Origin of the sequence: Streptomyces sp. NPDC020996 (assembly GCF_040641355.1) — a bacterium.
Classification (GTDB): Bacteria; Actinomycetota; Actinomycetes; order Streptomycetales; family Streptomycetaceae; genus Streptomyces.
On record NZ_JBFADM010000004.1, the window covers coordinates 44011 to 67317 of the forward strand.

Here is a 23307-nt window from a genome sequence, read left to right on the forward strand (position 1 = left end):
TGCCGGACGACCGGTCAGGTGGCCGGTGGAGTGGCCGTCCTCGTCGCGCCGGGCGGCTGCTGGGGCGGACGGGGCCGGAGGGCGTCGGGTGGCGGGGGGTGTGCACCGGGCGTAGCGTCTGGGGCGTGAGCGGTGACGACGCCATCGCGGGTCCGCTCCCGGCAGCGACGGCCGCCGTCCGGAACTCCTTCCGTGCGCCCGGCACGACGGCCGTCCCCGGGCACCGCCCGGCACCGCGCCACGCGGTCCGCGCCATCCCCGGGCACCGCCCGGCACCGCGCCACGCGGTCCGCGCCATCCCCGGGCACCGCCCGGTACCGCGCCACGCCGTCCCCGGGCACCGCCCGGTACCGCGCCACGCGGTCCACGCCGTCCCCGGGCACCGCCCGGCACCGAGCCACGCGGTCCACGCCGTCCCCGGGCACCGCCCGGTGCCGCGTCACGTGGTGCGCGCCGTGCCCGTGCCCTTCTCCGCGTCCAGGGCGTACACGCACCGGTCCTTGCTGCACGCGTACACCACGCCGTCCTTGACGACCGGGGAGCCGGTGATCTCGCCGCCGGTGGCCAGCTTCCAGCGCAGCCGCCCGTCGTCGGCCTTCAGGGTGTACAGCAGGTGGTCCGTCGAGCCGAAGTGGATGCGGCCCTCGGCCACCGCCGGGGCGCCGACGATGTCGCCGCCCGCCTGGAAGCGCCACTTGGGCGTGCCGGTGACGGCGTCCAGCGTGTAGAGCCCCTTGCCGCTGCCGACGTGCACGTGCCCGGCGGCCACCAGGACCGGCTCGGTCGACGTGCGGGACTCGGTGGCGATGCGCCAGCGGTCGCGCCCGTCGGCGGCGTCCAGCGCGTACACGGTGCCGAGGTAGTCGGCGAGGTAGATGCCGCCGCCGGTCACCGCGGGGCCCGGCGCGAAGGCGGGCGGGCACAGGAAGACCGCCGGCGCCTCGAAGTGCCAGCGGACGTGCCCGCTCGCCACGTCCAGGGCCAGGACGCGGGTGCCGGCCGACACGTACACGTAGCCGTCCGGCGCGTGCGTCAGCCGCACCGGCACGCCGCCGCAGGAGGCCGCGTCGCCGATCGGGTAGGACCAGCGCTCGTCGCCGGTGCGCGCGTCGAGGGCGCGCAGGCGGGCGTCCTGCCAGACGTACACCGTGCCCTCGTGCACCGCGGGGCCGGCCTCCGGGGTCTCGAAGTCGGTCTGCGCCCCGCTGATCTCCCACAGCTTCTGCCCGTTGGACGCCTCCCACGCCTGGACGCCGCCGCCGCGGGTGCCGGTGACGACGGTGCCGCGGTCGGCGTGCAGGGAGTACACCCAGGCGTCCGTGTTCAGCCGCCACAGGTCGGCGCCCTCCCGGCACTCCAGGGCGAACAGGGTCGGCCCGTCGGAGGCGTGGATACGGCCGTCCGCGACCGCCATCGACCAGGCGACGTCCCGCGTCTTGAAGCGGCGGCGGCCGGTGGCCACGTCGAGGGCGTGCACCTCGAAGGAGGTGACGTAGACGAGGTCGCCGAAGACGGACGGGGTGCCCCACACGTCGTTCGACATGCGGAAACGCCAGGGGCGCCAGCCGGCCGCGGTCTCCGGCGGCGCGGGCGGCGGCGCCGGCACGGCGGGGTCGGCGCCGCCCACGCCGGGGCGGGCCTTGGTCCAGGTGGCGGCCAGGGCGGCCTCCGGCGGCGGCGCCTTCACGGCGGCGGCCCGTACGTCGGACACCCGCGGTCCGGGCCCGATCGGCACCGGGGCGCCGGCCAGCCGGACGGGACCGGTGTCCGGGGCGCCCACCGGCGCCGGCACCACCGGGTCGTGCGGGGGCGGCGGCGGCACCGGGGCGACCCGTGCGCCGCCGCGTCCGGCGGGCGGTCCGGGCTTCCCCGCCGGGCGGCCGTTGCGGCGGGCCTCGATCAGGCCGACCGCCCGCTCGGGCAGCCACGCGGACGCCGTGCCGCTGTCGTCGGAGCCGGAGCCGAAGAGGTGGGGCGCGAGCTGGGCCTGGAGGTCTGCCGGGTTGGGCCGGGCGGTGGCGTCCATCTGCATGCAGGACTCGATGAGCGGGCGCAGCTCGTCCGGGAGGCCCTCCAGGTCCGGGCCCTCGCGCAGCAGCATGAACACCGTCTCGACCGGGTTGGCGCCGTGGTAGGGCGGGTGCCCGGTGGCGGCGAACACCAGCATCGAGCCGAGCGAGAACACGTCGCTCGCGCCGGTCACGCTCCGGGAGTCCTTGGCCTGCTCCGGGGACATGTAGGCGGGCGTACCGACGGCGACGTTCGTCATGGTCAAACGGGTGTTCGAGACGCCGGAGGCGATGCCGAAGTCGATCACCCGCGGGCCGTCCTCGACCACCAGGACGTTCGAGGGCTTCAGGTCGCGGTGGACGAGGCCGGCGCCGTGGATCGACTGCAGGGCCTCCGCGACGCCCGCGGCCAGCCAGCGCACCGCCTGGGCCGGCAGCGGCCCGCACTCGTTGACTATCTCCTCCAGGGAGGGCGCGGGGACGTACGCGGTGGCCAGCCACGGCACGGCCGCCCGGGGGTCGGCGTCGACGACGGCCGCCGTGTAGAAGCCGGAGACCGCCCGCGCGGCCTCCACCTCGCGCGTGAAGCGCACCCTGAACAGCTGGTCCTCGGCGAGCTCCGTGCGCACCGTCTTGATCGCCACGCGCCGGCCGGACGCCGAGCGCGCGAGATAGACCAGCCCCATGCCGCCGGCGCCCAGCCGTCCCAGCACCTCGAAAGGCCCGATCCTCCGCGGATCGTGCTGCGTCAGCTGATCCACCACTTGCCTGCCACCTCCCCGTACGAGCCGCGCCACCCACATGTTCACGCGACCGAAGTGCAGCGTCTCACCACCGCACCGCCGTGGCGGCACGCACCCCGATTCTTCCTGCCCGGGCCACTGGTTGCGAACCCGGGGTCGAAGCGGGGTGTCTCGGTTCATACCGGACGGAAATCCGCCGGTCAGCGCTGCAGCAGCGCGAACGACGCCCCCTGATTGTCGGTGACGACGGCGACCAGTCCGTACGACGTGGAGAACGGCGGCGCCTGCACCCGCCCGCCGAGCCGGTGCACCTCCTCCAGCGCGGCAGCGCAGTCCTCGACCGCGAAGTGGACGAGGAAGTGGGGCGGCATCTCGGCGGGGAAGACGTCGGAGACGGCTGCCCGGCCGAAGTCGGGCCGGGCGCCGGGCCCGAACAGGGCGTCGTGGAAGAGGCCGCCGTAGAAGCCGTTGGCGCGCTCGGTGTCGCGGGCGTACAGCTCCACCCAGGCGAAGGTGCCCGGCTCGTGCCGCCTGCCGAAACCGGCGTGGCGGCCCGGCTGCCACAGGCCGAACACGGCCCCCTCCGCGTCGGTGACCAGCGCCGTCGTGCCCAGGTTGCCGACCGGGACGGGCACGATGACGACCTGCCCGCCGGCGTCCCGGACGCGGCGGGCGAGGGCTTCCGCGTCGGGGGTGGCGAAGTACACCGTCCAGACGGTGGGCATGCGCCCGTCCGTCTTGGGCGCGAGCGCGGCGACGGGGGCGCCGTCCTTCAGCGCCCAGGTGGACGCCCCGTACGACTCCTCGAAGGTCCACCCGAAGAGTTCACCGTAGAACCGCTTGCCCGCCTCGACGTCGGGAAGCTGGGCGTCCACCCAGCACGGGACGCCCTCTGCGTATGCGGATGCCCTGTTTTCGGCCATGCGGCAAACGTAGCGGCGACGCACGCACCGCGCAGACCAGGCGCACCCGTCTCTTATCACCCGGGCACCCCATTTGCAGTCGGCCGAATCGCGCTCCCATCACCCCTCGGTAAGCTGACGACATGACAGGACAAGTGCGTACCGTCGACGGCCGCGTGGCCGGCCGGCGTGGGCAGGCGACCCGGCAGAAGCTGCTCGACTGCCTCAGCGAGATGCTCAGCTCCTCCCCCTACCGGGACGTCAAGGTCATCGATGTCGCCCGGAAGGCCGGTACGTCGCCCGCGACCTTTTACCAGTACTTCCCGGACGTCGAGGGCGCCGTCCTGGAGATCGCCGAGCAAATGGCCGCCGAGGGAGCCGGGTTGACCGAGCTGCTGGAGGGCCGTTCGTGGACCGGCAAGGCGGGCTGGCAGACGGCCCAGGAACTCGTCGACGGATTTCTGGAGTTCTGGCGCAAGCACGACGCGATCCTGCGCGTCGTCGACCTCGGGGCGGCCGAGGGCGACAAGCGGTTCTACAAGATCCGCATGAAGATCCTGAACTCGGTGAACAACTCCCTCGCGGACGCCGTCGCCGCGCTGCAGGCCAAGGGCCGCGTCGACAAGGACGTGAACCCGGCCGCGGTGGCGGGTTCGCTGGTGGCGATGCTGGCGGCCGTCGCCTCGCACCAGAAGGGATTCACCTCCTGGGGCGTCAAGCAGGCCGAACTCAAGCCGAACCTGGCGCTGTTGGTGCACCTGGGCGTGACGGGCCGGAAGCCCACGCGGTAGATCATGAATTTGTCGTAGTTGCCATAGTTTCCCATAGTTCCCACAAGTCCTGTCCGGCAGGCGGCGGTTCACCGCGGGTGAGCCGCCGCCTGCCTTGCTGTGCGGGCGGCCCGCGGCCCGCGAAACGCGCTAAACGTCGCGCCTGACGAGCCGGAACAGCCGGATCTCCCGCTCCACCCGCGCCTGGTAGGCGGCGTACGGCGGCCACAGGGCCAGCGCCGCCCGCCAGGCCGCCGCCCGCTCCTCCCCCTCCAGCAGCCGTGCCGTCACCGGGATGTCGCGGCCCCGGAAGCTGATCTCGGCGTCCGGGTGGGCGAGGAGGTTGCGGGTCCAGGCCGGGTGACCGGGGCGGCCGAAGTTGGAGCCGACCAGGAGCCAGCCGCGTCCGCCGTCCTCCGGCACGCAGGCGAGCGGGGTGCGGCGGGGCAGGCCGCTGCGCGCGCCCCTCGCGGTCAGTACGACGCCCGGCAGCATCAGCGCGCTGAGCAGCACCCGGCCGCGGGTGAGCCGGTGGACGGCCCGGTCGAGCCGCGGGACGACGTGCGGGGCCACCCGGGCGAAGCCCCGGGTGGCGGACACCTTCTGCACGATCCGCTCGACGCTCACACCGCCACCCGCCCCTGCTCCTGCCCCTGCCCCCGCTCCTGCCCCTGCCCCTGCTCCTGTCCTTGTGCGAAGAGGTGCGCCGTGTCGGCGGCATGCGCCCGCAGCCGGTGCACCGGCCCGAACAGCAGTTCGTCGCCCCAGGCCCGCTTGAAGTACAGGTGCGCGTCGTCCTCCCAGGTGAAGCCGATCCCGCCGTGCAGCTGGATCCCGTCGGCGGCTGCGGCGCGCAGCGCCTCCAGCGCCTGCGCGAGGGCGAGGGCCCCGGCCCGCTCCCCGTGCGCGGCGGCCCAGGCCGCGTAGTACGCCGCCGAGCGCGCCGCCTGCACCTGGACGTACACGTCGGCCAGCCGGTGCTTGACCGCCTGGAAGGAGCCGATGGCCCGGCCGAACTGCTCGCGCCGCTTCACGTACTCCACGGTCCGCTCCAGCGCCCGGTCGGCGGCCCCGACGGCCTCGCAGGCCAGGACGGCCGCGGCGGCGTCGCCGACGGCGGCCAGGGCGGCGAGGACCGCGTCGCCCGCACCCGCCGCGTCCCCGCTGTCCCCGCTGTCCCCGCTGTCCTCGCTCTCCCCGCCCAGCAGCTCCGCCGCCACGTCCCGCAGTTCCAGGCGGGCCTGCGGGCGGGTCGCGTCCAGGGCGGTCTGCCGTATCCGCACGAGTCCGCCGGCGTCCCCGCGCACCAGGAACAGCAGGATCCGCGACCGGGCGAAGCCGCCGGTGTGCGCGGCGACCAGCAGCAGGCCCGCGCTGTGCCCGTCGAGCACCTGCTCGGCCTGCCCGTACAGCCGCCACCCCTCCCCCGCCCGCCTGGCCTGCACGCCCCCCGCCCGTCCGCCGCCGGCCCAGTCGCCGCCGTTGCCGCCGGTCAGCGCGAGCGCGGTGGCCAGGCGGGGGCCGGGCACCGCGAGGGCGGCGGTGAGTTCGCCGGAGGCGATGCGGGGCAGCAGCCGGGCACGCTGGGCGGCGGTGCCGAGGGCGAGCAGGAGCGGCGCGGCGAGGACGGCGGTGGCCGTCAGCGGCGAGGGCGCGAGCACCCGGCCGGTCTCCTCGCAGGCCAGGGCGAGGTCGGTGACCGTGCAGCCGGCCCCGCCGTAGGCCTCGGGGAGCGCGAGGCCGGGCAGGCCGAGCCGTCCGGCGAGGGCGGTCCACAGCAGCGGGTCGTGGCCCGCCGGGGTGTCGAGGGCCGCGCGCAGGTCCTCCGGCCGGCACCGCTTGCGGAGCAGTTCGCGCAGGGTGCTGCGGATGTCGTCCTGTTCCGCGGTGAAGCGTGCGTCCACGGCTCTCCCCTCCCTCTTCCCCTCGCATCTGACGGTCCGTCATATTAGGAGGGCCGGACCGAGATGCCCAGGGGGAGGAGACCGCTGATGGCTCACGGCAGCCGGAACGTCGCCGTGGTGGGCGTGGCCCTGGCCGACTGCGGGCGGCTCGACGCGACCACCCCCTACGCCCTGCACGCGCAGGCGGCCCGCCGCGCGCTGGCGGACGCCGGGCTGGAGCGCCGCCATGTCGACGGGTTCGCCTCGGCGGGCCTGGGCACGCTCGCCCCCGTCGAGGTCGCCGAGTACCTGGGCCTGCGCCCGACCTGGGTCGACTCCACCTCCGTCGGCGGTTCCACCTGGGAGGTCATGGCCGCCCACGCGGCGGACGCGATCGCCGCGGGCCACGCGAACGCCGTCCTGCTGGCCTACGGCTCGACCGCCCGCGCCGACGTCCGGGCAGGCCGCCGCACCGGCGACCTGTCCTTCGGCTCGCGCGGCCCGCTGCAGTTCGAGGTCCCCTACGGCCACACGCTCATCGCCAAGTACGCGATGGCGGCCCGCCGCCACATGATCGAACACGGCACGACAGTCGAGCAGTTGGCGTCGGTCGCCGTACAGGCGAGGGCCAACGCGGCCCTGAACCCGGAGGCGATGTTCCGCGACCCGATCACGCCGGACGACGTGCTGTCCGGCCCGATGATCGCCGACCCGTTCACCAAGCTGCACTGCTGCCTCCGCTCCGACGGGGGCGCGGCGGTGCTGCTCGCGGCCGAGGAGTACGTACGGGACTGCCGCACCGCGCCCGTGTGGGTGCTGGGCACCGGGGAGCACGTCTCGCACGCCGCGATGTCGGAGTGGCCCGACTTCACGGTCTCCCCGGCGGCGGTGAGCGGCCGGCTGGCGTTCGGGCGGGCGGGGGTGCGGCCGCGCGAGATGGACTTCGCCGAGATCTACGACGCGTTCACGTACATGACGCTGGTGACCCTGGAGGACCTCGGCTTCTGCGCGAAGGGCGAAGGCGGGGCGTTCGTCGGGAAGGGACGGCTCAGGGTGGAGGGCGGGGAGCTGCCGGTGAACACGGACGGGGGCGGCCTGTCGGCCCAGCATCCCGGCATGCGCGGCCTGTTCCTCCTGGTCGAGGCGGTACGGCAGCTCAGGGGCGAGGCCGGCGCCCGGCAGGTGCGCGCCCACGACGGCGGCGTACCCCGCCTGGGGGTGGCCTCCGGCACCGGGGGCTGGTTCTGCTCGTCGGGGACGGTGGTACTGGGCCGGGACTGAACGTGTCACCTCGACCGGTGAGGGTGACGACGACCGGCGCCCGGTGACCGGTGTCCGGTGACTGGCACACGGTGACCGGTGACCGGTGACCGGCACACGACGACCGGCGCCCGGTGACCGGCACACGGTGACCGGTGACCGGCATGCGGTGACCGGCGCCCGTTGGCCGGTCGACTGAGCCGGGTCACCGGGTGACGGCGACGGCAGCCCGGTCGTCACCCGGAGACGCGCCTGACCACCGCCCGGTCGTCGGACGGGTCGGGGTCGTGGCGGCCGGTCCGCGGCTCGACGTCACGCAGGCGCACGCTGCCGGTGCCCGGCTCGCCCAGGCTCAGGATGAACTCGAAGGTGCGGGACGAGCCGGGTTCCAGAGCGCCCACGTCGCAGACGTAGTCGTAGTCGTCGTGGCGGCAGTGCGGCGCGTACTGGTCCTCGTCGATCAGCTCCGTGGGCTCCTTCAGCACGTTCGCACCCCGGGGGCGGGCGGAACACCAGCCGGGCGGCGTGACCGGGGTCGCCGGGGCCGTCGTTGCGGACGCTGAGGCGCAGCGTGCGCCGGTCCGCCGGGGGCGCCGTGCAGGTGGGCGCCGGTGACCGCGAAGTCGGCATGGGTGTCGAGGGAGACGGGGACCCGGTCCCGGTTCCCGGCGAAGGCGGCCTTCACCGCGCCGGGCCGCCCCACCCGCGCGGCACGCAGGGCCGGGCCGTCGCGGCGGTCACCGCCCGCCGAGAAGCTCTGGTCCTGCCCCGGCCCCGCGTCCGTCGGCCACACCTGCCGGCGGAACGCCCCGTACATCCGCGTCTTCGGCGCCCGCAGCCGCAGCCCCGGCCGGACGGCGACGGTCCCGCCGGGCGGGACCACGAGATCCGGGAACCGGCACACCGCCTGCCGTCCGTGCCGCAGGCCGGGATACCGGCAGTTCGCGTACCGCCGCGCGAACTCCAGGTCCCCGGAGTCGACGACGAGGGCGAGCCCCCGCGCCGGGACGTCACCGGTGTTGCGGACGACGACGGGCGACGTGATCCCGGCGCCCGGACGGACCCGCTCGAACGGCCTGGCCGTCAGCAGCTTCAGCGCCGGTTCCCCGACGACCACCCGGGTGCGGGCGGTGAGCTTCCTGCCGTCCTTCGCCGGGTACGAGAAGCGGAGGTAGCCGGTGTCGCCGGGCCTGCTGCCCTTCGCCGCGCGCGGCACGAACCCCCGGGTGCCCGCCGCGCCGAGGTCGGTGCCCGTGACGTCGCAGGTGACGTGGGTGGCACCGCCCGCGCAGTCCGGCCCGCTCCCGTCCAGCCGGACGACGCCCGCGGACCCCGGCGCGACGTCCACGGTCAGCTTTCGGGTGCCGGGACGGGCGTACGGGCTGCCGCCGCCGTCGACCGAGAGGGGGAGGAGCACCTTGTCGCCGCCGTGCGCACGGAGATACAAGACCTCGGGCGCGGAGAGCGCGGTCGGCTCGTGGCCGCCGCACGCGGTGAAAGCCCCCAGCAGCAGAACGTCGGCGAGCAGACGCCTCAACGCGGCCGGAACGGACCGGTGTTGCAGCTCCCCCGCCCCCTCTCGCGCCCCCGCTCGACGCCCCGGAGACCGACGTACCGCCGACGAGTGCACCGGGGGCGCGCCGGGTGATACTCGACGCATGGCATCGGATCTTCACGGGCTGCTGAGGTCGCTGCGGGTGTGGGACCCGCGGGTGACCGAGTTGCGGCCGTTCGACCCGGCGGCCGCGCCCGCGGAGCCCCTGGCGCTGTTCACGGAGTGGTTCGCCGAAGCGGTGGCGGCCGGGCAGGCCGAGCCGCACACGATGTCGCTGGCGACGTCGGACGAGGAGGGCCGCCCGGACGTGCGGATCGTGATGCTGCACGGCGCGGACGCGGACGGCTGGTCGTTCGCGACGCACGCGAGCAGCCACAAGGGCGGACAGCTCGCGGCCCGCCCGTACGCGGCGCTCGCCTTCTACTGGCCGGTGCTGGGCCGCCAGGTGCGGGTGCGCGGCCCGGTCACCGCCGCGCCGGCCGAGGAGTCCCAGGGCGACCTGCACGCCCGCTCGACGGGCGCCCTGGCCGCCGCCCTGACCGGCCGCCAGAGCGAAGTCCTGGGGTCGGTGGAGGAGTTGGCGCGGGCGTCGGAGGCGGCGTGGGACCGGGCCCGGCGCGAGCCGGACGCCCCGGTACCGACCTGGACCCTGTACCACCTGCGCCCGGACACCGTGGAGTTCTTCCAGGGCGACGAACACCGCCGCCACGTCCGCCTGAACTACCGGCGCGAGGAGAACGGTTGGACCAGAGAGCTGCTGTGGCCGTGAGCCCGGGCCACGACGCCCCGCTCGGACGGGAGGACGGGGACGACGGGGAGGACGGGGACGACGGGGAGGACGGGGACGACGGGGACCGCGTCCTTCTGCTCCGCTACGCCCGCTCGCCGAAGAACTCGTCCGCCTCGGCACGCATCCGCGCACCGTCCACCCTGGGAAGTCGCCGGTGCTTCGCCACCAGTTCCTCGGCGCTCAGCGCTCGCCGACGACTCGGCGGACGCAGTTCGGCGATCTCCACGCCGTCGCGCGTGACGCGGTAGGCATCGCCGGCTTCGACGGCGGCCACGACGGCGGCCAAGTCGTCCTGGAACTGATGCTGCGCGATCTCCCTCATCCCGTGAGTGTGGCCCCACCCGGCTCGGGGTCCGTCGCCAGACGCCCGTGCAGGTGCACGTCCCGGAACGCGTCGTAGCGGTTCGCCTCGAACATCGCGCCGCGCAGGGTGCCCTCGTAGCGGAAGCCGCAGCGTTCGGCGACGCGGCAGGAGGCGTCGTGGCCGACCGCGTGGCCGAGTTCGAGGCGGTGCATGCCGAAGCCGGTCAGGGCCCAGCGGGCGGCCACGGTGAGGGCGCGGGTGGCGACGCCCCGTCCGCGGGCCTCTGGCAGGACCCAGTAGCCGACGCGGGCGCCGGCCAGCGCGGGGTGAACGGCTTCGACGCTGATGTGCCCCAGCGGCGTGCCGGTCTCCGCGTCGGTGACGCAGTACGACGCCGCCGTGCCCTCCGCGGCGGCCTGCGTCTTGGTGCGCATCGACTCGCGGGCGCTGTCGAGGTCGGTGACCGTTCTGAGCGGGGTGTTCCAGCGCACGAACTCCGGGTCGGTGAGCCCGCGCAGCCAGACGGCGACGTCGGTGTCGGAGTCCGGGTCCCACGGGCGCAGCAGGAGACCGTGGCCGTGCAGGGCGGGGAACGGGCCGGCGGAAGGCTGGTCGGCGTGCGTCATCCGTCCATTGAATCCGCTGCGGCCGCCCCGCGTGGCCGGAACACCGGCACGCCGTCCCGGAACACGGCCGCCAGCTCCAGGCCGGCCCGGAGTCCGTCCGCCGCGCACCCGACGACCTCGGTCATCATCCGCGGCCCCTCGGCGAGGTCGACGACGGCGGCGACGTAGGGCGTGCGGTCCCGGAAGGGGGGCAGGTCGTTGCGGTGGACGACGGACCAGGTGTAGAGCGCCGCGTGGCCGCTCGCCCGTTCCCACGTCACGTCCTCGCTCCAGCAGTGCGGGCAGAACTCTCGCGGGTAGTGGTGGGCCCGCCCGCACGCGCCGCAGCGGCGGATCAGCAGCCGGCCCTCGGCCGCCGCGTCCCAGTACGCCCGCGTGAACGGGTCGGCCTCCGGGACGTCGAAGCGGGCGGCGGCCGTCACCGGAACAGCCCCAGCGCGCTGTCCACCGACCAGGTCTGCCACGCCATGCCGAACAGCGCGACGGCCGAGATCAGCGCCATCATCGCGTTCTGCCCCTGCTCGGCCCAGTCGTGGATCATGAGCGTGAAGTAGAGCGCGTTGAGCACCAGGCCGCCGGCCAGCGCGACCGGGGTGAGGAACCCGGCGACCAGTCCGAGCCCCAGGGCCAGCTCCGCGTACACGACGACGTACGCCATGGTGCGCGGCCGCGGGGCGACCACGGCGTCGAAGCCGGACCGTACGGCGTGCCAGCGGTGCCGCGCGGCGACGTCCGCGGCCCACGCGATGCCGGTGCCGCGCTCGAACCAGCCCTTCCTGTCCTTGTGCCGCCAGCTCTCCAGCCACCACAGGCCGAGTCCGACGCGCAGCACGGCAAGCCACTCGGCGCCGTCGAGCCAGATCGTGTCCATGCATCTGACGGTACGTCAGATCGGGCGGTACGAGAACCCGGCGGGCCCCGGCAGGCGGGCGACGGCAACCTGTGCCCCTCCGGTGAATCTGTGCATCGGCCATGAATACGCACGGATTGTTGGCAATCTTGTCCACACCCTCGCTACCTTCGCTGGCGCAAGCCCGGCCACCGGCCCAGCCACCGAGGGAGTCGAGAATCGTGAAGCACAGGGCAGTCAAGCGCAGGACCGTCGTGATGGGCATCGGCGCCACCGCGGGCGTCGCCGCGGTCGGCGGCATCGCCCTCAGCGCCCAGGCATCGAGCGGCACCGGGTCGTCGTCCTCCTCGGGCACCCTGGTCTTCGATCCGGACGCCTACACCGAGCTGACCACCACCGTCACCGGCACCGACGGCGACGAGCACCAGGTGACCTACCACTTCTGGAAGGCCCTCACCTACGTCGCCCGGCCGGTCGACGAGAAGTACCAGTCGCTGAACGTCAGCGTGCCGGTCGAGGTCGACGGCAAGGCGGTCGACGCCACCGGCGCGCCGATCCTCTTCGCGAACTCCGTCGGCGGCTACATGCCGTCCTCGGTCGCCGACGCGACCGGGATCGGCGGCGGGGGCATGGGCGGGGGCGGCCTGCCCGGCGGCGGCCCCTCCGGCAGCGCCGCGCCCAGCCCCTCGGCCTCCAACGCCAACGCCAACGCCAACGCCAACGGCAACGGCAACGGCAACACCAACGCCACCGGCGGCGCCCTGGACACCAACCAGAAGCTGGCCCTGCTCGCCGGGTACGTCGTCGTCGAGCCCGGCGCCCGCGGCCGTACCCTCACGGACTCCGCCGGCGAGTACTACGGCACCGCTCCCGCCGCGATCGTCGACCTGAAGGCGGCGGTGCGGTACGTGAAGGCCAACAAGGGCCGCATCCCCGGCGACGTGGACCGGATCGTGTCCGCGGGCACCAGCGCGGGCGGCGCGCTGTCCGCGCTGCTGGGCGCCTCCGGCGACAGCCCGGCCTACGCGAAGTACCTGAGGGAACTGGGCGCGGCGGACGCCTCCGACGCGGTCTTCGCGGTCGGCGCGTGGTGCCCGATCACGGACCTGGAGCACGCCGACGGCGCCTACGAGTGGAACTGGGGCGCCAACGACCTGAGCACCGGCGAGCAGGTCGACCAGACCGTGTCCAAGGCGCTGACCGCGCAGTTCGCCGAGTACCAGGCGGGGCTGCGGCTGCGCGGCCTGAACGGCCACGGCCCGCTCACCGCCCGCAACTACGACGACTACCTGGTCGAGCAGTACCTGCGGCCGTCCGCCACGGCGTACCTCGCGGCCCTGTCGGACGCCGACCGCGAGACCTATCTGGCCGCCAACACCTTCATCACCTGGAAGAACGGCAAGGCCTCCTTCACCTGGGAGGACTTCCTCGCACACGTGGGCGCCCGGAAGAAGAACACGCCGGCCTTCGACGCGTTCGACCTGTCCTCGGGCGAGAACAACGAGTTCGGCGCGGGCACCACCGAGGCCCGCCACTTCACGGCGTACGGCGCGAAGAACGACACCACGGGCCTGAGCACCAAGCGTGTCGCGAGCGACATCCCCGAGAAGCTGAACCTGATGAACCCGATGTACCACCTCGTGGAGAAGGTCAACGACGGCCGGGCCCGGCACTGGTGGATCCGCCTGGGCACCAAGGACTCCGACACCTCGCTCACGGTCTCCGCGAACCTCGCCGCCGCCGCGCACGCCCTCGGCGACGACGTGAACCACCTCTACTACTGGGACCAGGGCCACGGCGCGAACACCGACCCGGGCGACTTCATCGCCTGGATCGCCAAGGTGACCGGCCACAAGGCGAGGTAGCCGGCCGGGGAGGGGGTGGGGCGTCCCGGATCCCCGGAACGGCCACCATCACGTGAGGTACGCCACACGTCCCACCCACTCCTCCCCCACACGTGATCAATCCGCAACCAATTCCGGTCTTGACCGAGACCCAACAAACTGGTGCGTGGTTACGCTCGCGCTCATGGCCGACTCCACACCGATCGCAAGCCCCGCTGGTCACCCCGTCTACGTCGTCGGCGGCGGGCCCGGCGGGCTCTCCGTCGCGTACGCGCTGCGGGCGCGGGGCATCCGTGCCGTCGTGCTGGAGAAGTCCGACCGGGTCGGCGCGTCCTGGCGGCGCCACTACGACCGTCTGCACCTGCACACCACCCGGCGCCTGTCCGCGCTGCCGGGGCTGCCGATGCCGCGCCGGTTCGGGCGCTGGGTGTCCCGGGACGACGTGGTGCGGTACCTGGAGAAGTACGCCGAGCACCACGAGCTGGAGATCGTCACCGGCGTCGAGGTGTCCCGGATCGAGCGCACCCCCGACGGCGCCGGCTGGCTGCTGCACGCCACCGGCGGCCGGGAGCTGACCGGCTCGGCGGTGGTCGTCGCCACCGGCTTCAACCACACCCCGCGCATCCCCGACTGGCCCGGCCGCGACACGTACGGCGGGGAGCTGCTGCACGCGTCGCGGTACCGCAACGCCGACCCGTACGCCGGCCGTGACGTCCTCGTCGTCGGCTCCGGCAACACCGGCGCCGAGATCGCCGTCGACCTGGTGGAGGGCGGCGCCTCGCGGGTGCGGCTGTCCGTGCGGACGGCCCCGCACATCGTGCGCCGCTCGACGGCCGGCTGGCCCACCCAGTACACCAGCGTGCTGGTACGGCGGCTGCCGACCGGGCTCGTCGACCGACTGGCCCGGCCGGTGGCGAGGCTGAGCGTGCCGGACCTGACGGCGCGCGGGCTGCCGCGCCCGGACACCGGGCTGTACAGCAGGGTCAAGGAGGGGGCGATCCCGATCCTGGACGTCGGTCTCGTCGACGCCGTGCGCAAGGGGCACATCGAGGTCGTGGCCGCCGTCGACTCCTTCGCGGGGGACGAGGTCGTCCTCGCCGACGGCAGCCGCGTCTCGCCCAACGCGGTGATCGCCGCCACCGGGTACGTCCGCGCCCTGGAGGGCCTGGTCGGCCACCTCGACGTACTGGACGGGCGCGGCAGACCGGTGACCCACGGCGGCCGCTGCCCCGGCAACGCCCCCGGTCTGTACTTCACCGGCTTCACCAACCCCATCAGCGGCATGTTCCGCGAGATGGCCCTCGACGCGGTGAAGATCGCCAAGTCCATCGCCAGGGACACCGAACGGCAGCCCTCCCGGCTCCCGGTCTGACACCGCGCCCGGACAGGGCGGCGTTCCGGGCGACGCGCTCGGGTTGCCCGCGGTCAGGCTTGGCGGGCGTAGGACGTGAGGCGGTCGGCGAGCGCGACGACGAGGTCGCGCAGTTCGTCCGGACGCTCGATGACGAACGGCCGGTCGAGTGAGGCGAGTACCGGAGCCAGCCAGTCGAGCCGCTCCGCCCGCAGCTCGACGCGCAGCCAGCGCTCGGTCGCCGGGTCCTCGCCTGCCACGGGCGCGTACTCCTCCAGGTTCGCGACACCGACGGGAAGGCGGGCGCGGATCTGCTCGACCGTCCCGTGGATCCGCAAGGTCACCTCGTGCCGGTACTCGGCGGTGGCGAAGGCTGACAACAGGCGATCTGCCGGATCGGCACCCACAGGCGCTTCGAACGAGCCGGGCAGGGTCCGCGCGTCCGCGATGCGATCGAGCCGGAAGGTCCGGTCCGCGCCGATCCGGGCGTCCTCGCCCGTGACGTACCACCGGCCGGCATGGGCGACGATCCCGTACGCGTGCAGCGTGCGTTCGCTGCGCCGCCCGTCGCGGTCGGTGTAGCGGATCGAGACCGGCCGGCGGTGGCGCACCGCGTCGGCGACGGTGAGCAGGACCTCGGCGTCCGGGGCGTCGGAATGACCGGGCTGGTCCGTGAAGGCGAGAGCTTCCAGGAGTGTGTCGAGCCGGCGGGCGATGTGCTTGGGCAGCACCCGCCGGATCTTCGCCGATGCCGTCTCGCTCGCCGTGCGCTCCGTCGTCGTCAGCCCCGCCCGGCGGCCGGCGACCAGGCCGAGCAGCACGGCCAGCGCCTCGTCGTCGCTGAGCATGAGCGGAGGCAGGCGGTACCCGGGGGCGAGCCGGTACCCGCCGTAGCGGCCGCGCACCGATTCCACGGGCACGTCGAGGTCGATCAGCTGGTCCACATACCGGCGCACGGTGCGCCCTTCGACGCCGAGCCGGTCGGCGAGTTCGGCCACCGTCCGGGTGCCGCCCGACTGCAGCAGCTCCAGGAGTGTCAGCACGCGGCCGGTTGGTCGAGGCATGTTGGCAGCCTAACGCGGATACAGGACCGATTCTGTCCACTATTTCTCCTAGCCTGCGACGAGCACGCCTCCCGCACAGCCAAGGAGATTCCCATGGACTTCGTCTCGATCCGCATCATCACCGGCGACGTAGCGCGCCTCGTCGAGTTCTACGAGCGAGCCACAGGGGCGCGGGCGACGTGGGCCACCGAGGACTTCGCCGAGCTCCAGACCGCGGGCGCCACCCTCGCGATCGCCGGCACCCGCACCGTCCCGCCGTTCGCCCCGGGCTCTGCCCGGCCGGCGGACAACCACAGCGTGATCATCGAGTTCCTCGTCGACGACGTGGACCGCGTCCACCAGAACCTGACCGGCTTCGTCACCGACTTCGTCAACGAGCCCACCACGATGCCCTGGGGCAACCGGTCGCTGCTGTTCCGTGACCCCGACGGCAACCTCGTCAACTTCTTCACCCCCGTCACCCCGGCGGCCATAGCGAAGTCAGGGCGGACGGCCCGCTGAACGCCGGAGGCATCCGCCCCGCGGGGACGGCGTGATCGTCGCCGGACGGGGCGTGCCGGGGGCCCGGGCAGGGCGCCGTGCCGTTGTGGCGCCTTGTCCCCCCAACTCTCCTGCCTGCGAATCTCGTTACTCGCGAGTCAGATGTGGTCCGAGAGCTGTACCGCGCCGTCGTGCGGCGTCAGAATGTGAGCGCTGTTCACCTTTTTGGGTTCGGGCTCCACTCACCTCTCGGTCATGACGGAGGACGCACGTGGCACGTGAAAGACAGCTCTCCCGGCTCTCCCGGCGCTCCCTGCTCGGCGGTGCCGCCGCGGCCGGCGCCGTCACCCTCACCGGCACCGCCGCCGCCGGCCCGGCGTCCGCGGCCGGACGGGACCTGGACGTGGACGTCTGCGTCGTCGGCGGCGGCCTCGCCGGGCTGACCGCGGCCCGCGACCTGGTAGCCGGCGGCAGCACCGTCGCCGTGCTGGAGGCCCGCGACCGGGTCGGCGGCCGGGTCGTGGGCCTGCCGCTGCCGGGCGGCGGAGTCACCGAGGGCGGCGCCGAGTTCATCGGCCCCACCCAGGACCGCATCAAGGCGCTCGCCGACTCGCTGGGCGTGGCGACCTTCCCCACCTACAACACCGGCAAGAACCTGCTGTACAAGGACGGCACGAAGACGCCCTACGCCACCGACGGACTGCTCGGCTCGGTCCCGCCGGTCGACGCGGCCGGACTCGCCAACGCCGCGATCGTGCAGGCCGCGCTCGACGACATGGCCAAGAAGGTGCCCGTCGACGCGCCCTGGACCGCACCCAAGGCCGCCGAGTGGGACCGGCAGACCTTCGAGAGCTGGCTGAACGCCAACGCCGTCGTCCCCTCGGCCAAGTTCCTGCTCGACGTGGCGACCACGTCGATCTTCTCGGCCCAGCCCCGCGAGCTGTCCCTCCTCTACGTCCTGTACTACATCGCCGCCGCCGGCAACGAGTCCACCGCCGGCACCCTGGAACGCCTCACCGACACCGCGAAGGGCGCCCAGGAGTCCCGTTTCGTCGGCGGTTCCCAGCAGGTGCCGGTGAAGCTGGCCGCCGCGCTCGGCGACCGGGTGGTGCTGAGCGCGCCGGTGCGCTCGATCGCGCGGTCGGGCGCCGGGTACGCGGTGACCGCGGACGGGATCACGGTGACCGCGAAGAAGGTCGTCGTCGCGCTGCCGCCGCCGCTGGCCGCCCGTATCGCCTACGACCCCCTGCTGCCGGCCGCCCGGGACCAGCTCACCCAGCGGATGCCGATGGGGTCGATCGGCAAGGCCATCGCCGTCTACGACACCCCCTTCTGGCGCGCCGCCGGCCTGAACGGCCAGGTCGTCAGCGACTCCGGCGTGGTCCGCTCGACGTTCGACAACTCGCCCCCCGACGCCTCCTACGGCGCCCTGATGGGCTTCATCGAGGCCGACGAGATGCGGGCGTACGACGCGGCGAGCGTGGACGAGGTCAAGGCGGCCGTGCTGAAGGACTACGCCGTCTACTTCGGCGACAAGGCCAAGTCGCCCACCGCCTTCGTGCTCCAGCGCTGGGACAACGAGGGCTTCTCGCGCGGCGGCCCGGTCGCCTACGCGCCGCCCGGGGTGCTGACGGAGTACGGGGCCGCGCTGCGGAAGCCGGTCGGCGGCATCCACTGGGCGGGGACCGAGACCTCCACGTACTGGACCGGGTTCATGGACGGTGCGGTGCGCTCGGGCGAGCGGGTGGCCAAGGAGGTGCTGGCGGCGCTGTGAGCGCCGGCCGGGCCCGAGCGGGGGACGATACGGCCTTGCCTGAACGGCTTTGCCTGCACGACCGTTCCTGACACAGCGTCAGTTCAGTAACCTGACAGAGCGTCAGTTATCGCTGTCACACAGGAGCGGGCGGACAGATGCTTGGATCGACCCACGGCACCCTCACCACCGACTCCCGCCGGGCCCGGGTCATCGCCTGCGGCGAGCAGCCCGGGCCCGCCGTCCACGGCCGGCCGGCCGAGGCGGACGACCTCGACGTCAGCGGCCGGCCCCTGTACGCGGGCGTCCCCGACCTCGACCGCTTCTTCCGCCCCGAGTCCGTCGCCGTGATCGGCGCCTCGGACGCCGAGGGGCGGCCCAACACCGGCATCACCCGGCAGCTCGTCGGCTGGGCCGAGCGGGTGGGCGCCCGGCTGCACCCGGTGCATCCGCACCGCCCGTCCGTGTTCGGCATCCCCTGCTCCGCGTCCGTCGCCGACCTGCCCGAACAGGTCGACGTCGCCGTGGTGCTGGTCGCCGACCCGCTCCCCGTGGTGGAGCAACTCGCCGCGGCCAAGGCCAGGTTCGCGGTGGTCTTCGCCTCCGGCTTCGCCGAGACCGGAGCGCGGGGGGCGGCCGCGCAGGAGCGCCTCGCCGCCGCCGTCGCGGGGTCCGGCATGCGGCTGCTGGGCCCCAACACCAACCTCAACGCCTTCGAACGGTTCCGGGACGACCTCGACGGCCCCGCCATCGCGCTCATCACCCAGTCCGGGCACCAGGGCCGGCCCGTCTTCGCCTCGCAGGAACTCGGCATCCGGCTCTCCCACTGGGCGCCCACCGGCAACGAGGCCGACCTGGAGACCGCCGACTTCGTCTCCTACTTCGCCGAGCAGCCCGAGGTCGGCGCCATCGCCGCCTACGTCGAGGGCCTGAAGGACGGCCGTTCCTTCCTGCTCGCCGCCGACCGGGCCGCCCGGCGCGGGGTGCCGGTGGTCGCCGTCAAGGTGGGCCGCACCGAGGCCGGCGCCCGCACGGCCGCCTCGCACACCGGCAAGCTGACCGGCGCGGACGCGGTGGTGGACGCGGCGATGCGGCAGTTCGGCGTGATCCGGGTGGACGGCCTCGACGAACTCCAGGACACCGCCGCCCTGCTGGCCCGGGCCCGGCCGCCGCGCGCCGACGGCGTCGTCGTCTACTCCATCTCCGGCGGCACCGGCGCGCACGTCGCCGACCTCGCGGCCGGGGCGGGGCTCCGGCTGCCGGTGCTGTCCGAGGCCCGGCAGGCCGAGCTGCACCAGTGGATCCCCGGATACCTGAACGTGGCCAACCCCGTCGACAACGGCGGCCACCCCGTCGGCGACCACCGCGGCCGGAAGATCATCGACGCGATCCTCGCCGACCCCGAGGTGGGCGTGCTGATCTGCCCGGTCACCGGGCCGTTCCCGCCGCTCAGCGACAAGCTGGTGCGGGACCTGGTGGACGCGGCCGAGGAGACGGACAAGCTGGTGTGCGTGGTGTGGGGGTCGCCGGTCGGCACCGAGCCGGCGTACCGCGAGGTGCTGCTCGGCTCCTCCCGGGTGGCGACCTTCCGCACCGTCGCCAACTGCCTCACCGCGGTGCGCGCCTACCTCGGCCACCACCGCTTCGCCGCCGGCTACCGCTCCCCCTTCGACGCGGCCCCGCGCACCCCGTCGCCGTCCTTCCGCAAGGCGCGGGCGCTGCTGCGGCCCGGCGAGCAGCTGAGCGAGCACGCGGCCAAGCAGCTGCTGCGGGCGTACGGCATCCGGGTGCCGCGCGAGCAGCTGGTGACCAGCGCGGCGGCGGCCGTACGGGCGGCCGGGCTGGTCGGCTACCCGGTGGTGATGAAGGCGTCCGGCGCGCGGATCGCCCACAAGACCGAGCTGGGCCTGGTCAAGATCGGCCTCACCTCGGCCAGCCAGGTCCGGGACGCCTACCGCGAGCTGACCGACATCGCCCGCTACGAGGGCGTCGAGCTGGACGGCGTACTGGTGTGCCAGATGGTCGCGCGGGGCGTCGAGATGGTCGTCGGCGTCACGCACGACGAACTGTTCGGGCCGACCGTGACGGTGGGGCTGGGCGGCGTGCTGGTGGAGGTGCTGCGCGACGCGGCCGTGCGGGTGCCGCCGTTCGGGGAGGAGCAGGCCCGGGAGATGCTCGACGAGCTGCGCGGGCGGGCCCTGCTCGACGGGGTGCGCGGGCGGCCCCCGGCCGACCTCGACGCGCTCGTGGAGGTGGTCCTGCGGGTGCAGCGCATGGCGCTGGAGCTCGGCGACGACATCGCGGAGCTGGACGTCAACCCGCTGCTGGTGCTGGAGCGCGGGCAGGGCGCGGTGGCCCTCGACGCGCTGGTGGTGTGCCGTTGAGCGCCCCGGTACGGCACGAGGCCGACGGGCACGTCGCCCACCTCACCCTCGACCGGCCCGAGGCTCTCAACGCCCTCACGCCCGAGGCGCGCGACCGCGTCGTCGCGCTGCTGGACTCCGCCTCCGCCGACCCCGCCGTACGGGCCGTCGTCCTCACCGGCGCCGGGCGCGGCTTCTGCGCGGGCGCGGACCTGCGCGGCGGCGCGGCGGCCGGCGAGCGGCTCCCCGGCGACGTCGCCCGCACCCTGCGGCTGGGCGCGCAGCGCCTGATCGCCGCCGTGCTGGACTGCGAGAAGCCGGTGATCGCCGCCGTCAACGGCACGGCGGCCGGGCTCGGCGCCCATCTCGCGTTCGCCTGCGACCTGGTGCTGGCCGCGGAGTCGGCCCGGTTCATCGAGGTGTTCGTGCGCCGCGGGCTGGTCCCGGACGGCGGGGGCGCCTACCTCCTGCCCCGGCTGATCGGCCCGCAGCGGGCCAAGGAGCTGATGTTCTTCGGCGACGCGCTCACCGCCGCCGACGCCGCCCGCCTCGGACTGGTCAACCGGGTCGTCCCCGACGGCGAACTGGACGCGACGGCCCGCGCGTGGGCCGCCCGCCTCGCCGCCGGCCCGACCCGCGCCCTCGCCCTGGCCAAGCAGCTCGTCAACGCCTCCCTGGACACCGACCGCACCGCCGCCTTCGCCGCCGAGGCCGCCGCGCAGGAGATCAACATGACCACGCGGGACGCCCAGGAGGGCGTACGGAGCTTCGTGGAGCGCAGAAGCCCCGAGTACCGGGGTCGCTGACCCGGTACCGGGGCTCCGGCCCTTCCCATCTGACGTATCGTCAGCTTCAATGGCCGGTGTGATGGGACACGCAGGAGCGGCCGCGGCCGCCGTCCGCTACCTCCGGTCGGCCGGGACCCCGGCCCCCGTCGAGGCGCTGCCGCGCCCCGAGCTGCGCTGCGTCCGCGAGGACGAACGCGCGCCCGTCGACCGGGCCGCCTTCCGCCAGGTCCTCGGGCAGTTCGCGACGGGCGTGACCGTGATCACCGCCCCCGCCGCCGACGGCGAGGACGGCCCGGCCGGCTTCGCCTGCCAGTCCTTCTCGTCCCTCTCCCTCGACCCGCCGCTGGTCGCCTTCATGGTCGGCCGCACGTCGACGACCTGGCCGCGCATCGCCCGCGCGGGCGTCTTCTGCGTCAACGTCCTCGCCGCCCACCAGGCCCGCCTGTGCCGCGCCTTCGCGGTGAGCGGCGCGGACAAGTTCGCGGGCGTGCCGTACGACGAGGCCCCCTTCTCCGGCTCCCCGCGCCTGCCGGACGCCCTGGCCTGGATCGACTGCGCGGTCCACGCGGTCCACACCGGCGGCGACCACCTGATCGTGGTGGGCCGGGTGGAGGCCCTGGGCGCGGGCGCCGGGGACCACGCGCCGCTGCTGTTCCACCGGGGACGGTTCGTCTAGACGGTCGCCGGCACGGGGACCGCCGGCCGGCGGCGGATCACCAGGGCCATCAGGGCCGCCGCCGCGCACAGGGCGCCCGATGCGTACCAGACCACGTCGTAGGAGCCGAAGACGTCGCGGGCGACGCCGCCGAGGAAGGCCACCAGGGCGGCGCCGACCTGGTGGGAGGCGAGGACCCAGCCGAAGACGATCGCGCTGTCGTCGCCGTAGTGCGCGCGGCACAGGGCGATGGTGGGCGGGACGGTGGCGACCCAGTCGAGGCCGTAGAAGACGATGAAGAACAGCATCGGCGGATGCACCGACGGGGCCAGCAGCATCGGCAGGAACAGCAGCGAGACGCCGCGCAGGGCGTAGTACGCCGCGAGCAGGCGGCGCGGCTCGAAGCGGTCGGTGAACCAGCCGGAGGCGATGGTGCCGACGACGTCGAACACGCCGATCACCGCCAGCAGCGAGGCCGCCGCCGTGACCGGCATGCCGTGGTCGTGGGCGGCGGGCACGAAGTGGGTCTGGACCAGGCCGTTGGTGGACGCGCCGCAGATCGCGAAGGTGCCGGCCAGCAGCCAGAAGGTGCCGGTGCGGACGGCCCTCGACAGCACGGCGACCGCGCGGCGGGCGGCGCCGGGCACCGGCGGCGGCTTGGGCACGAACGCGGTCGCGCCGTACGGCGCCAGGCCCACGTCGGCCGGGTGGTCGCGCAGCAGCAGCCAGACGAACGGCACGACCGCGAGCGCGGCGAGGGCCACCGTGACGGCCGCCGGGCGCCAGTCGTGCGTCTCGACGATCCAGGACAGCAGGGGCAGGAAGATCAGCTGACCGGACGCCGACGCGGCGGTGAGGATGCCGGTGACCAGGCCGCGGCGCTCGGTGAACCAGCGGTTGGTGACCGTGGCGGCGAACGCCAGCGCCATCGAACCGGTGCCGAGGCCCACCAGCAGGCCCCAGCACAGCAGCAGCTGCCAGGCCGCCGTCATCCACACGGTCAGGCCCGAACCGACCGCGATCACGGTGAGGGCGGCCGCGACCACCCGCCGGATGCCGAAGCGGTCCATCAGCGCCGCCGCGAACGGGGCGGTGAGGCCGTACAGCGCGAGGTTGACGGAGACGGCGGCGCCGATCGTGCCGCGCGACCAGCCGAACTCCTGGTGCAGCGGGTCGATGAGCAGTCCGGGGAGCGAGCGGAAGGCCGCCGCCCCGATGATCGTCACGAAGGTGACGGCAGCGACGAACCACGCCCGGTGGACACGCGGGTTCCGGGGCGGGCGGGCTTCCCCTGCGGCGGCTGAGGCTTCGGTGTCT

At 74.3% G+C, this 23307-nt stretch carries 22 protein-coding genes; 10 read left to right on the plus strand and 12 right to left on the minus strand.

Translation table 11 applies throughout. The features are described 5' to 3' along the window. Positions 1-439 precede the first annotated feature (439 nt). The gene (locus AB0G63_RS04265; protein ID WP_360743980.1) at positions 440-2773 is read right to left on the minus strand and encodes a serine/threonine-protein kinase; all 2334 of its coding nucleotides are present in this window, start codon (positions 2771-2773) and stop codon (positions 440-442) included. A gap of 179 nt (positions 2774-2952) precedes the next feature. Continuing rightward, on the minus strand, positions 2953-3675 hold the full coding sequence (locus AB0G63_RS04270; RefSeq protein ID WP_360743983.1) for a VOC family protein: 723 nt from the start codon (positions 3673-3675) through the stop codon (positions 2953-2955). A 134-nt stretch (positions 3676-3809) separates the two neighbouring features. On the opposite strand from AB0G63_RS04270, the gene AB0G63_RS04275 reads away from it, so the two are divergent. Then, positions 3810-4445, plus strand: a complete 636-nt coding sequence (locus tag AB0G63_RS04275; RefSeq protein ID WP_360744484.1) for a TetR family transcriptional regulator — start codon at positions 3810-3812, stop codon at positions 4443-4445. Between the two features lie 129 nt (positions 4446-4574). Here AB0G63_RS04275 and AB0G63_RS04280 read toward each other — a convergent pair whose 3' ends face one another. Continuing rightward, positions 4575-5051, minus strand: coding sequence for a nitroreductase family deazaflavin-dependent oxidoreductase (locus AB0G63_RS04280; RefSeq protein ID WP_360743986.1), 477 nt, complete (start codon positions 5049-5051; stop codon positions 4575-4577). Beyond that, a complete protein-coding gene (locus AB0G63_RS04285; protein WP_360743989.1) occupies positions 5048-6328 on the minus strand; it encodes an acyl-CoA dehydrogenase family protein in 1281 nt (426 codons plus the stop codon). Before AB0G63_RS04285 ends, AB0G63_RS04280 begins: the two co-directional genes overlap by 4 nt. 87 nt (positions 6329-6415) lie before the next feature. On the opposite strand from AB0G63_RS04285, the gene AB0G63_RS04290 reads away from it, so the two are divergent. After that, positions 6416-7588 (plus strand): acetyl-CoA acetyltransferase, encoded by a 1173-nt coding sequence (locus AB0G63_RS04290; protein ID WP_360743992.1) that lies wholly within the window; start codon positions 6416-6418, stop codon positions 7586-7588. A gap of 215 nt (positions 7589-7803) precedes the next feature. On the opposite strand, the gene AB0G63_RS04295 is transcribed toward AB0G63_RS04290, so the two are convergent. Further along, positions 7804-8052: a hypothetical protein gene (locus tag AB0G63_RS04295; RefSeq protein ID WP_360743995.1), complete on the minus strand. Its 249-nt coding sequence runs from the start codon at positions 8050-8052 to the stop codon at positions 7804-7806. Continuing rightward, complete coding sequence (locus AB0G63_RS04300; protein WP_360743998.1) at positions 8046-9104, minus strand: hypothetical protein; 1059 nt, start codon at positions 9102-9104, stop codon at positions 8046-8048. The genes AB0G63_RS04295 and AB0G63_RS04300 overlap by 7 nt, the downstream gene beginning before the upstream one ends. A 121-nt stretch (positions 9105-9225) precedes the next feature. On the opposite strand from AB0G63_RS04300, the gene AB0G63_RS04305 reads away from it, so the two are divergent. Next, on the plus strand, positions 9226-9891 hold the full coding sequence (locus tag AB0G63_RS04305; RefSeq protein WP_360744001.1) for a pyridoxal 5'-phosphate synthase: 666 nt from the start codon (positions 9226-9228) through the stop codon (positions 9889-9891). A gap of 103 nt (positions 9892-9994) precedes the next feature. Here the strand turns inward: AB0G63_RS04305 and AB0G63_RS04310 are convergent, their stop codons facing one another. Genes AB0G63_RS04310 through AB0G63_RS04325 form a run of 4 tightly spaced genes read right to left on the minus strand, consistent with a single transcriptional unit; the run spans position 9995 to position 11713 of the window. Further along, positions 9995-10234 carry a PhdYeFM domain-containing protein gene (locus AB0G63_RS04310; protein ID WP_360744004.1) on the minus strand — a complete coding sequence of 80 codons (240 nt, stop codon included), beginning with the start codon at positions 10232-10234 and terminating at the stop codon, positions 9995-9997. Then, positions 10231-10842: a GNAT family N-acetyltransferase gene (locus AB0G63_RS04315; protein ID WP_360744006.1), complete on the minus strand. Its 612-nt coding sequence runs from the start codon at positions 10840-10842 to the stop codon at positions 10231-10233. Before AB0G63_RS04315 ends, AB0G63_RS04310 begins: the two co-directional genes overlap by 4 nt. After that, positions 10839-11264: a Zn-ribbon domain-containing OB-fold protein gene (locus AB0G63_RS04320; RefSeq protein ID WP_360744009.1), complete on the minus strand. Its 426-nt coding sequence runs from the start codon at positions 11262-11264 to the stop codon at positions 10839-10841. The genes AB0G63_RS04315 and AB0G63_RS04320 overlap by 4 nt, the downstream gene beginning before the upstream one ends. Next, the gene (locus AB0G63_RS04325; protein ID WP_360744012.1) at positions 11261-11713 is read right to left on the minus strand and encodes a DoxX family protein; all 453 of its coding nucleotides are present in this window, start codon (positions 11711-11713) and stop codon (positions 11261-11263) included. Before AB0G63_RS04325 ends, AB0G63_RS04320 begins: the two co-directional genes overlap by 4 nt. 236 nt (positions 11714-11949) lie before the next feature. Between AB0G63_RS04325 and AB0G63_RS04330 the strand changes: the two genes are divergently transcribed. Together AB0G63_RS04330 and AB0G63_RS04335 are read left to right on the plus strand one after the other, a co-directional pair. Then, entirely contained in the window at positions 11950-13557 is a 1608-nt protein-coding gene (locus AB0G63_RS04330) for a subtype B tannase (RefSeq protein WP_360744487.1), read from the plus strand. Positions 13558-13720: 163 nt separating this feature from the next. Continuing rightward, positions 13721-14908: an NAD(P)/FAD-dependent oxidoreductase gene (locus AB0G63_RS04335; protein WP_360744015.1), complete on the plus strand. Its 1188-nt coding sequence runs from the start codon at positions 13721-13723 to the stop codon at positions 14906-14908. Between the two features lie 53 nt (positions 14909-14961). On the opposite strand, the gene AB0G63_RS04340 is transcribed toward AB0G63_RS04335, so the two are convergent. Continuing rightward, positions 14962-15951 carry a YafY family protein gene (locus AB0G63_RS04340; protein WP_360744018.1) on the minus strand — a complete coding sequence of 330 codons (990 nt, stop codon included), beginning with the start codon at positions 15949-15951 and terminating at the stop codon, positions 14962-14964. Positions 15952-16044: 93 nt separating this feature from the next. Here AB0G63_RS04340 and AB0G63_RS04345 point away from each other — a divergent pair, with 93 nt between their 5' ends. From AB0G63_RS04345 to AB0G63_RS04365, 5 genes are all read left to right on the plus strand, one after another. Continuing rightward, positions 16045-16452, plus strand: coding sequence for a VOC family protein (locus AB0G63_RS04345; RefSeq protein ID WP_360744021.1), 408 nt, complete (start codon positions 16045-16047; stop codon positions 16450-16452). A gap of 250 nt (positions 16453-16702) precedes the next feature. Next, positions 16703-18205 carry an FAD-dependent oxidoreductase gene (locus AB0G63_RS04350; protein ID WP_360744024.1) on the plus strand — a complete coding sequence of 501 codons (1503 nt, stop codon included), beginning with the start codon at positions 16703-16705 and terminating at the stop codon, positions 18203-18205. 137 nt (positions 18206-18342) lie between these two features. Beyond that, positions 18343-20568: an acetate--CoA ligase family protein gene (locus AB0G63_RS04355; RefSeq protein WP_360744027.1), complete on the plus strand. Its 2226-nt coding sequence runs from the start codon at positions 18343-18345 to the stop codon at positions 20566-20568. Continuing rightward, positions 20559-21353 (plus strand): enoyl-CoA hydratase-related protein, encoded by a 795-nt coding sequence (locus tag AB0G63_RS04360; RefSeq protein ID WP_360744030.1) that lies wholly within the window; start codon positions 20559-20561, stop codon positions 21351-21353. Before AB0G63_RS04355 ends, AB0G63_RS04360 begins: the two co-directional genes overlap by 10 nt. A 61-nt stretch (positions 21354-21414) precedes the next feature. Beyond that, on the plus strand, positions 21415-22011 hold the full coding sequence (locus tag AB0G63_RS04365) for a flavin reductase family protein (protein WP_360744033.1): 597 nt from the start codon (positions 21415-21417) through the stop codon (positions 22009-22011). Here the strand turns inward: AB0G63_RS04365 and AB0G63_RS04370 are convergent. After that, positions 22008-23307 (minus strand): MFS transporter (locus tag AB0G63_RS04370; protein ID WP_360744036.1); only part of this gene is annotated, 1300 nt, incomplete at its 5' end. The genes AB0G63_RS04365 and AB0G63_RS04370 overlap by 4 nt on opposite strands.

Bases quoted from the DNA above. Each gene is read 5' to 3' on its own strand.
- AB0G63_RS04270 (WP_360743983.1), bottom strand. From the start codon at position 3,675: ATGGCCGAAAACAGGGCATCCGCATACGCAGAGGGCGTCCCGTGCTGG.
- AB0G63_RS04290 (WP_360743992.1), top strand. From the start codon at position 6,416: ATGGCTCACGGCAGCCGGAACGTCGCCGTGGTGGGCGTGGCCCTGGCC.
- AB0G63_RS04305 (WP_360744001.1), top strand. From the start codon at position 9,226: ATGGCATCGGATCTTCACGGGCTGCTGAGGTCGCTGCGGGTGTGGGAC.
- AB0G63_RS04310 (WP_360744004.1), bottom strand. From the start codon at position 10,234: ATGAGGGAGATCGCGCAGCATCAGTTCCAGGACGACTTGGCCGCCGTC.
- AB0G63_RS04315 (WP_360744006.1), bottom strand. From the start codon at position 10,842: ATGACGCACGCCGACCAGCCTTCCGCCGGCCCGTTCCCCGCCCTGCAC.
- AB0G63_RS04325 (WP_360744012.1), bottom strand. From the start codon at position 11,713: ATGGACACGATCTGGCTCGACGGCGCCGAGTGGCTTGCCGTGCTGCGC.
- AB0G63_RS04330 (WP_360744487.1), top strand. From the start codon at position 11,950: ATGGGCATCGGCGCCACCGCGGGCGTCGCCGCGGTCGGCGGCATCGCC.
- AB0G63_RS04335 (WP_360744015.1), top strand. From the start codon at position 13,721: ATGGCCGACTCCACACCGATCGCAAGCCCCGCTGGTCACCCCGTCTAC.
- AB0G63_RS04340 (WP_360744018.1), bottom strand. From the start codon at position 15,951: ATGCCTCGACCAACCGGCCGCGTGCTGACACTCCTGGAGCTGCTGCAG.
- AB0G63_RS04345 (WP_360744021.1), top strand. From the start codon at position 16,045: ATGGACTTCGTCTCGATCCGCATCATCACCGGCGACGTAGCGCGCCTC.
- AB0G63_RS04355 (WP_360744027.1), top strand. From the start codon at position 18,343: ATGCTTGGATCGACCCACGGCACCCTCACCACCGACTCCCGCCGGGCC.
- AB0G63_RS04365 (WP_360744033.1), top strand. From the start codon at position 21,415: ATGGGACACGCAGGAGCGGCCGCGGCCGCCGTCCGCTACCTCCGGTCG.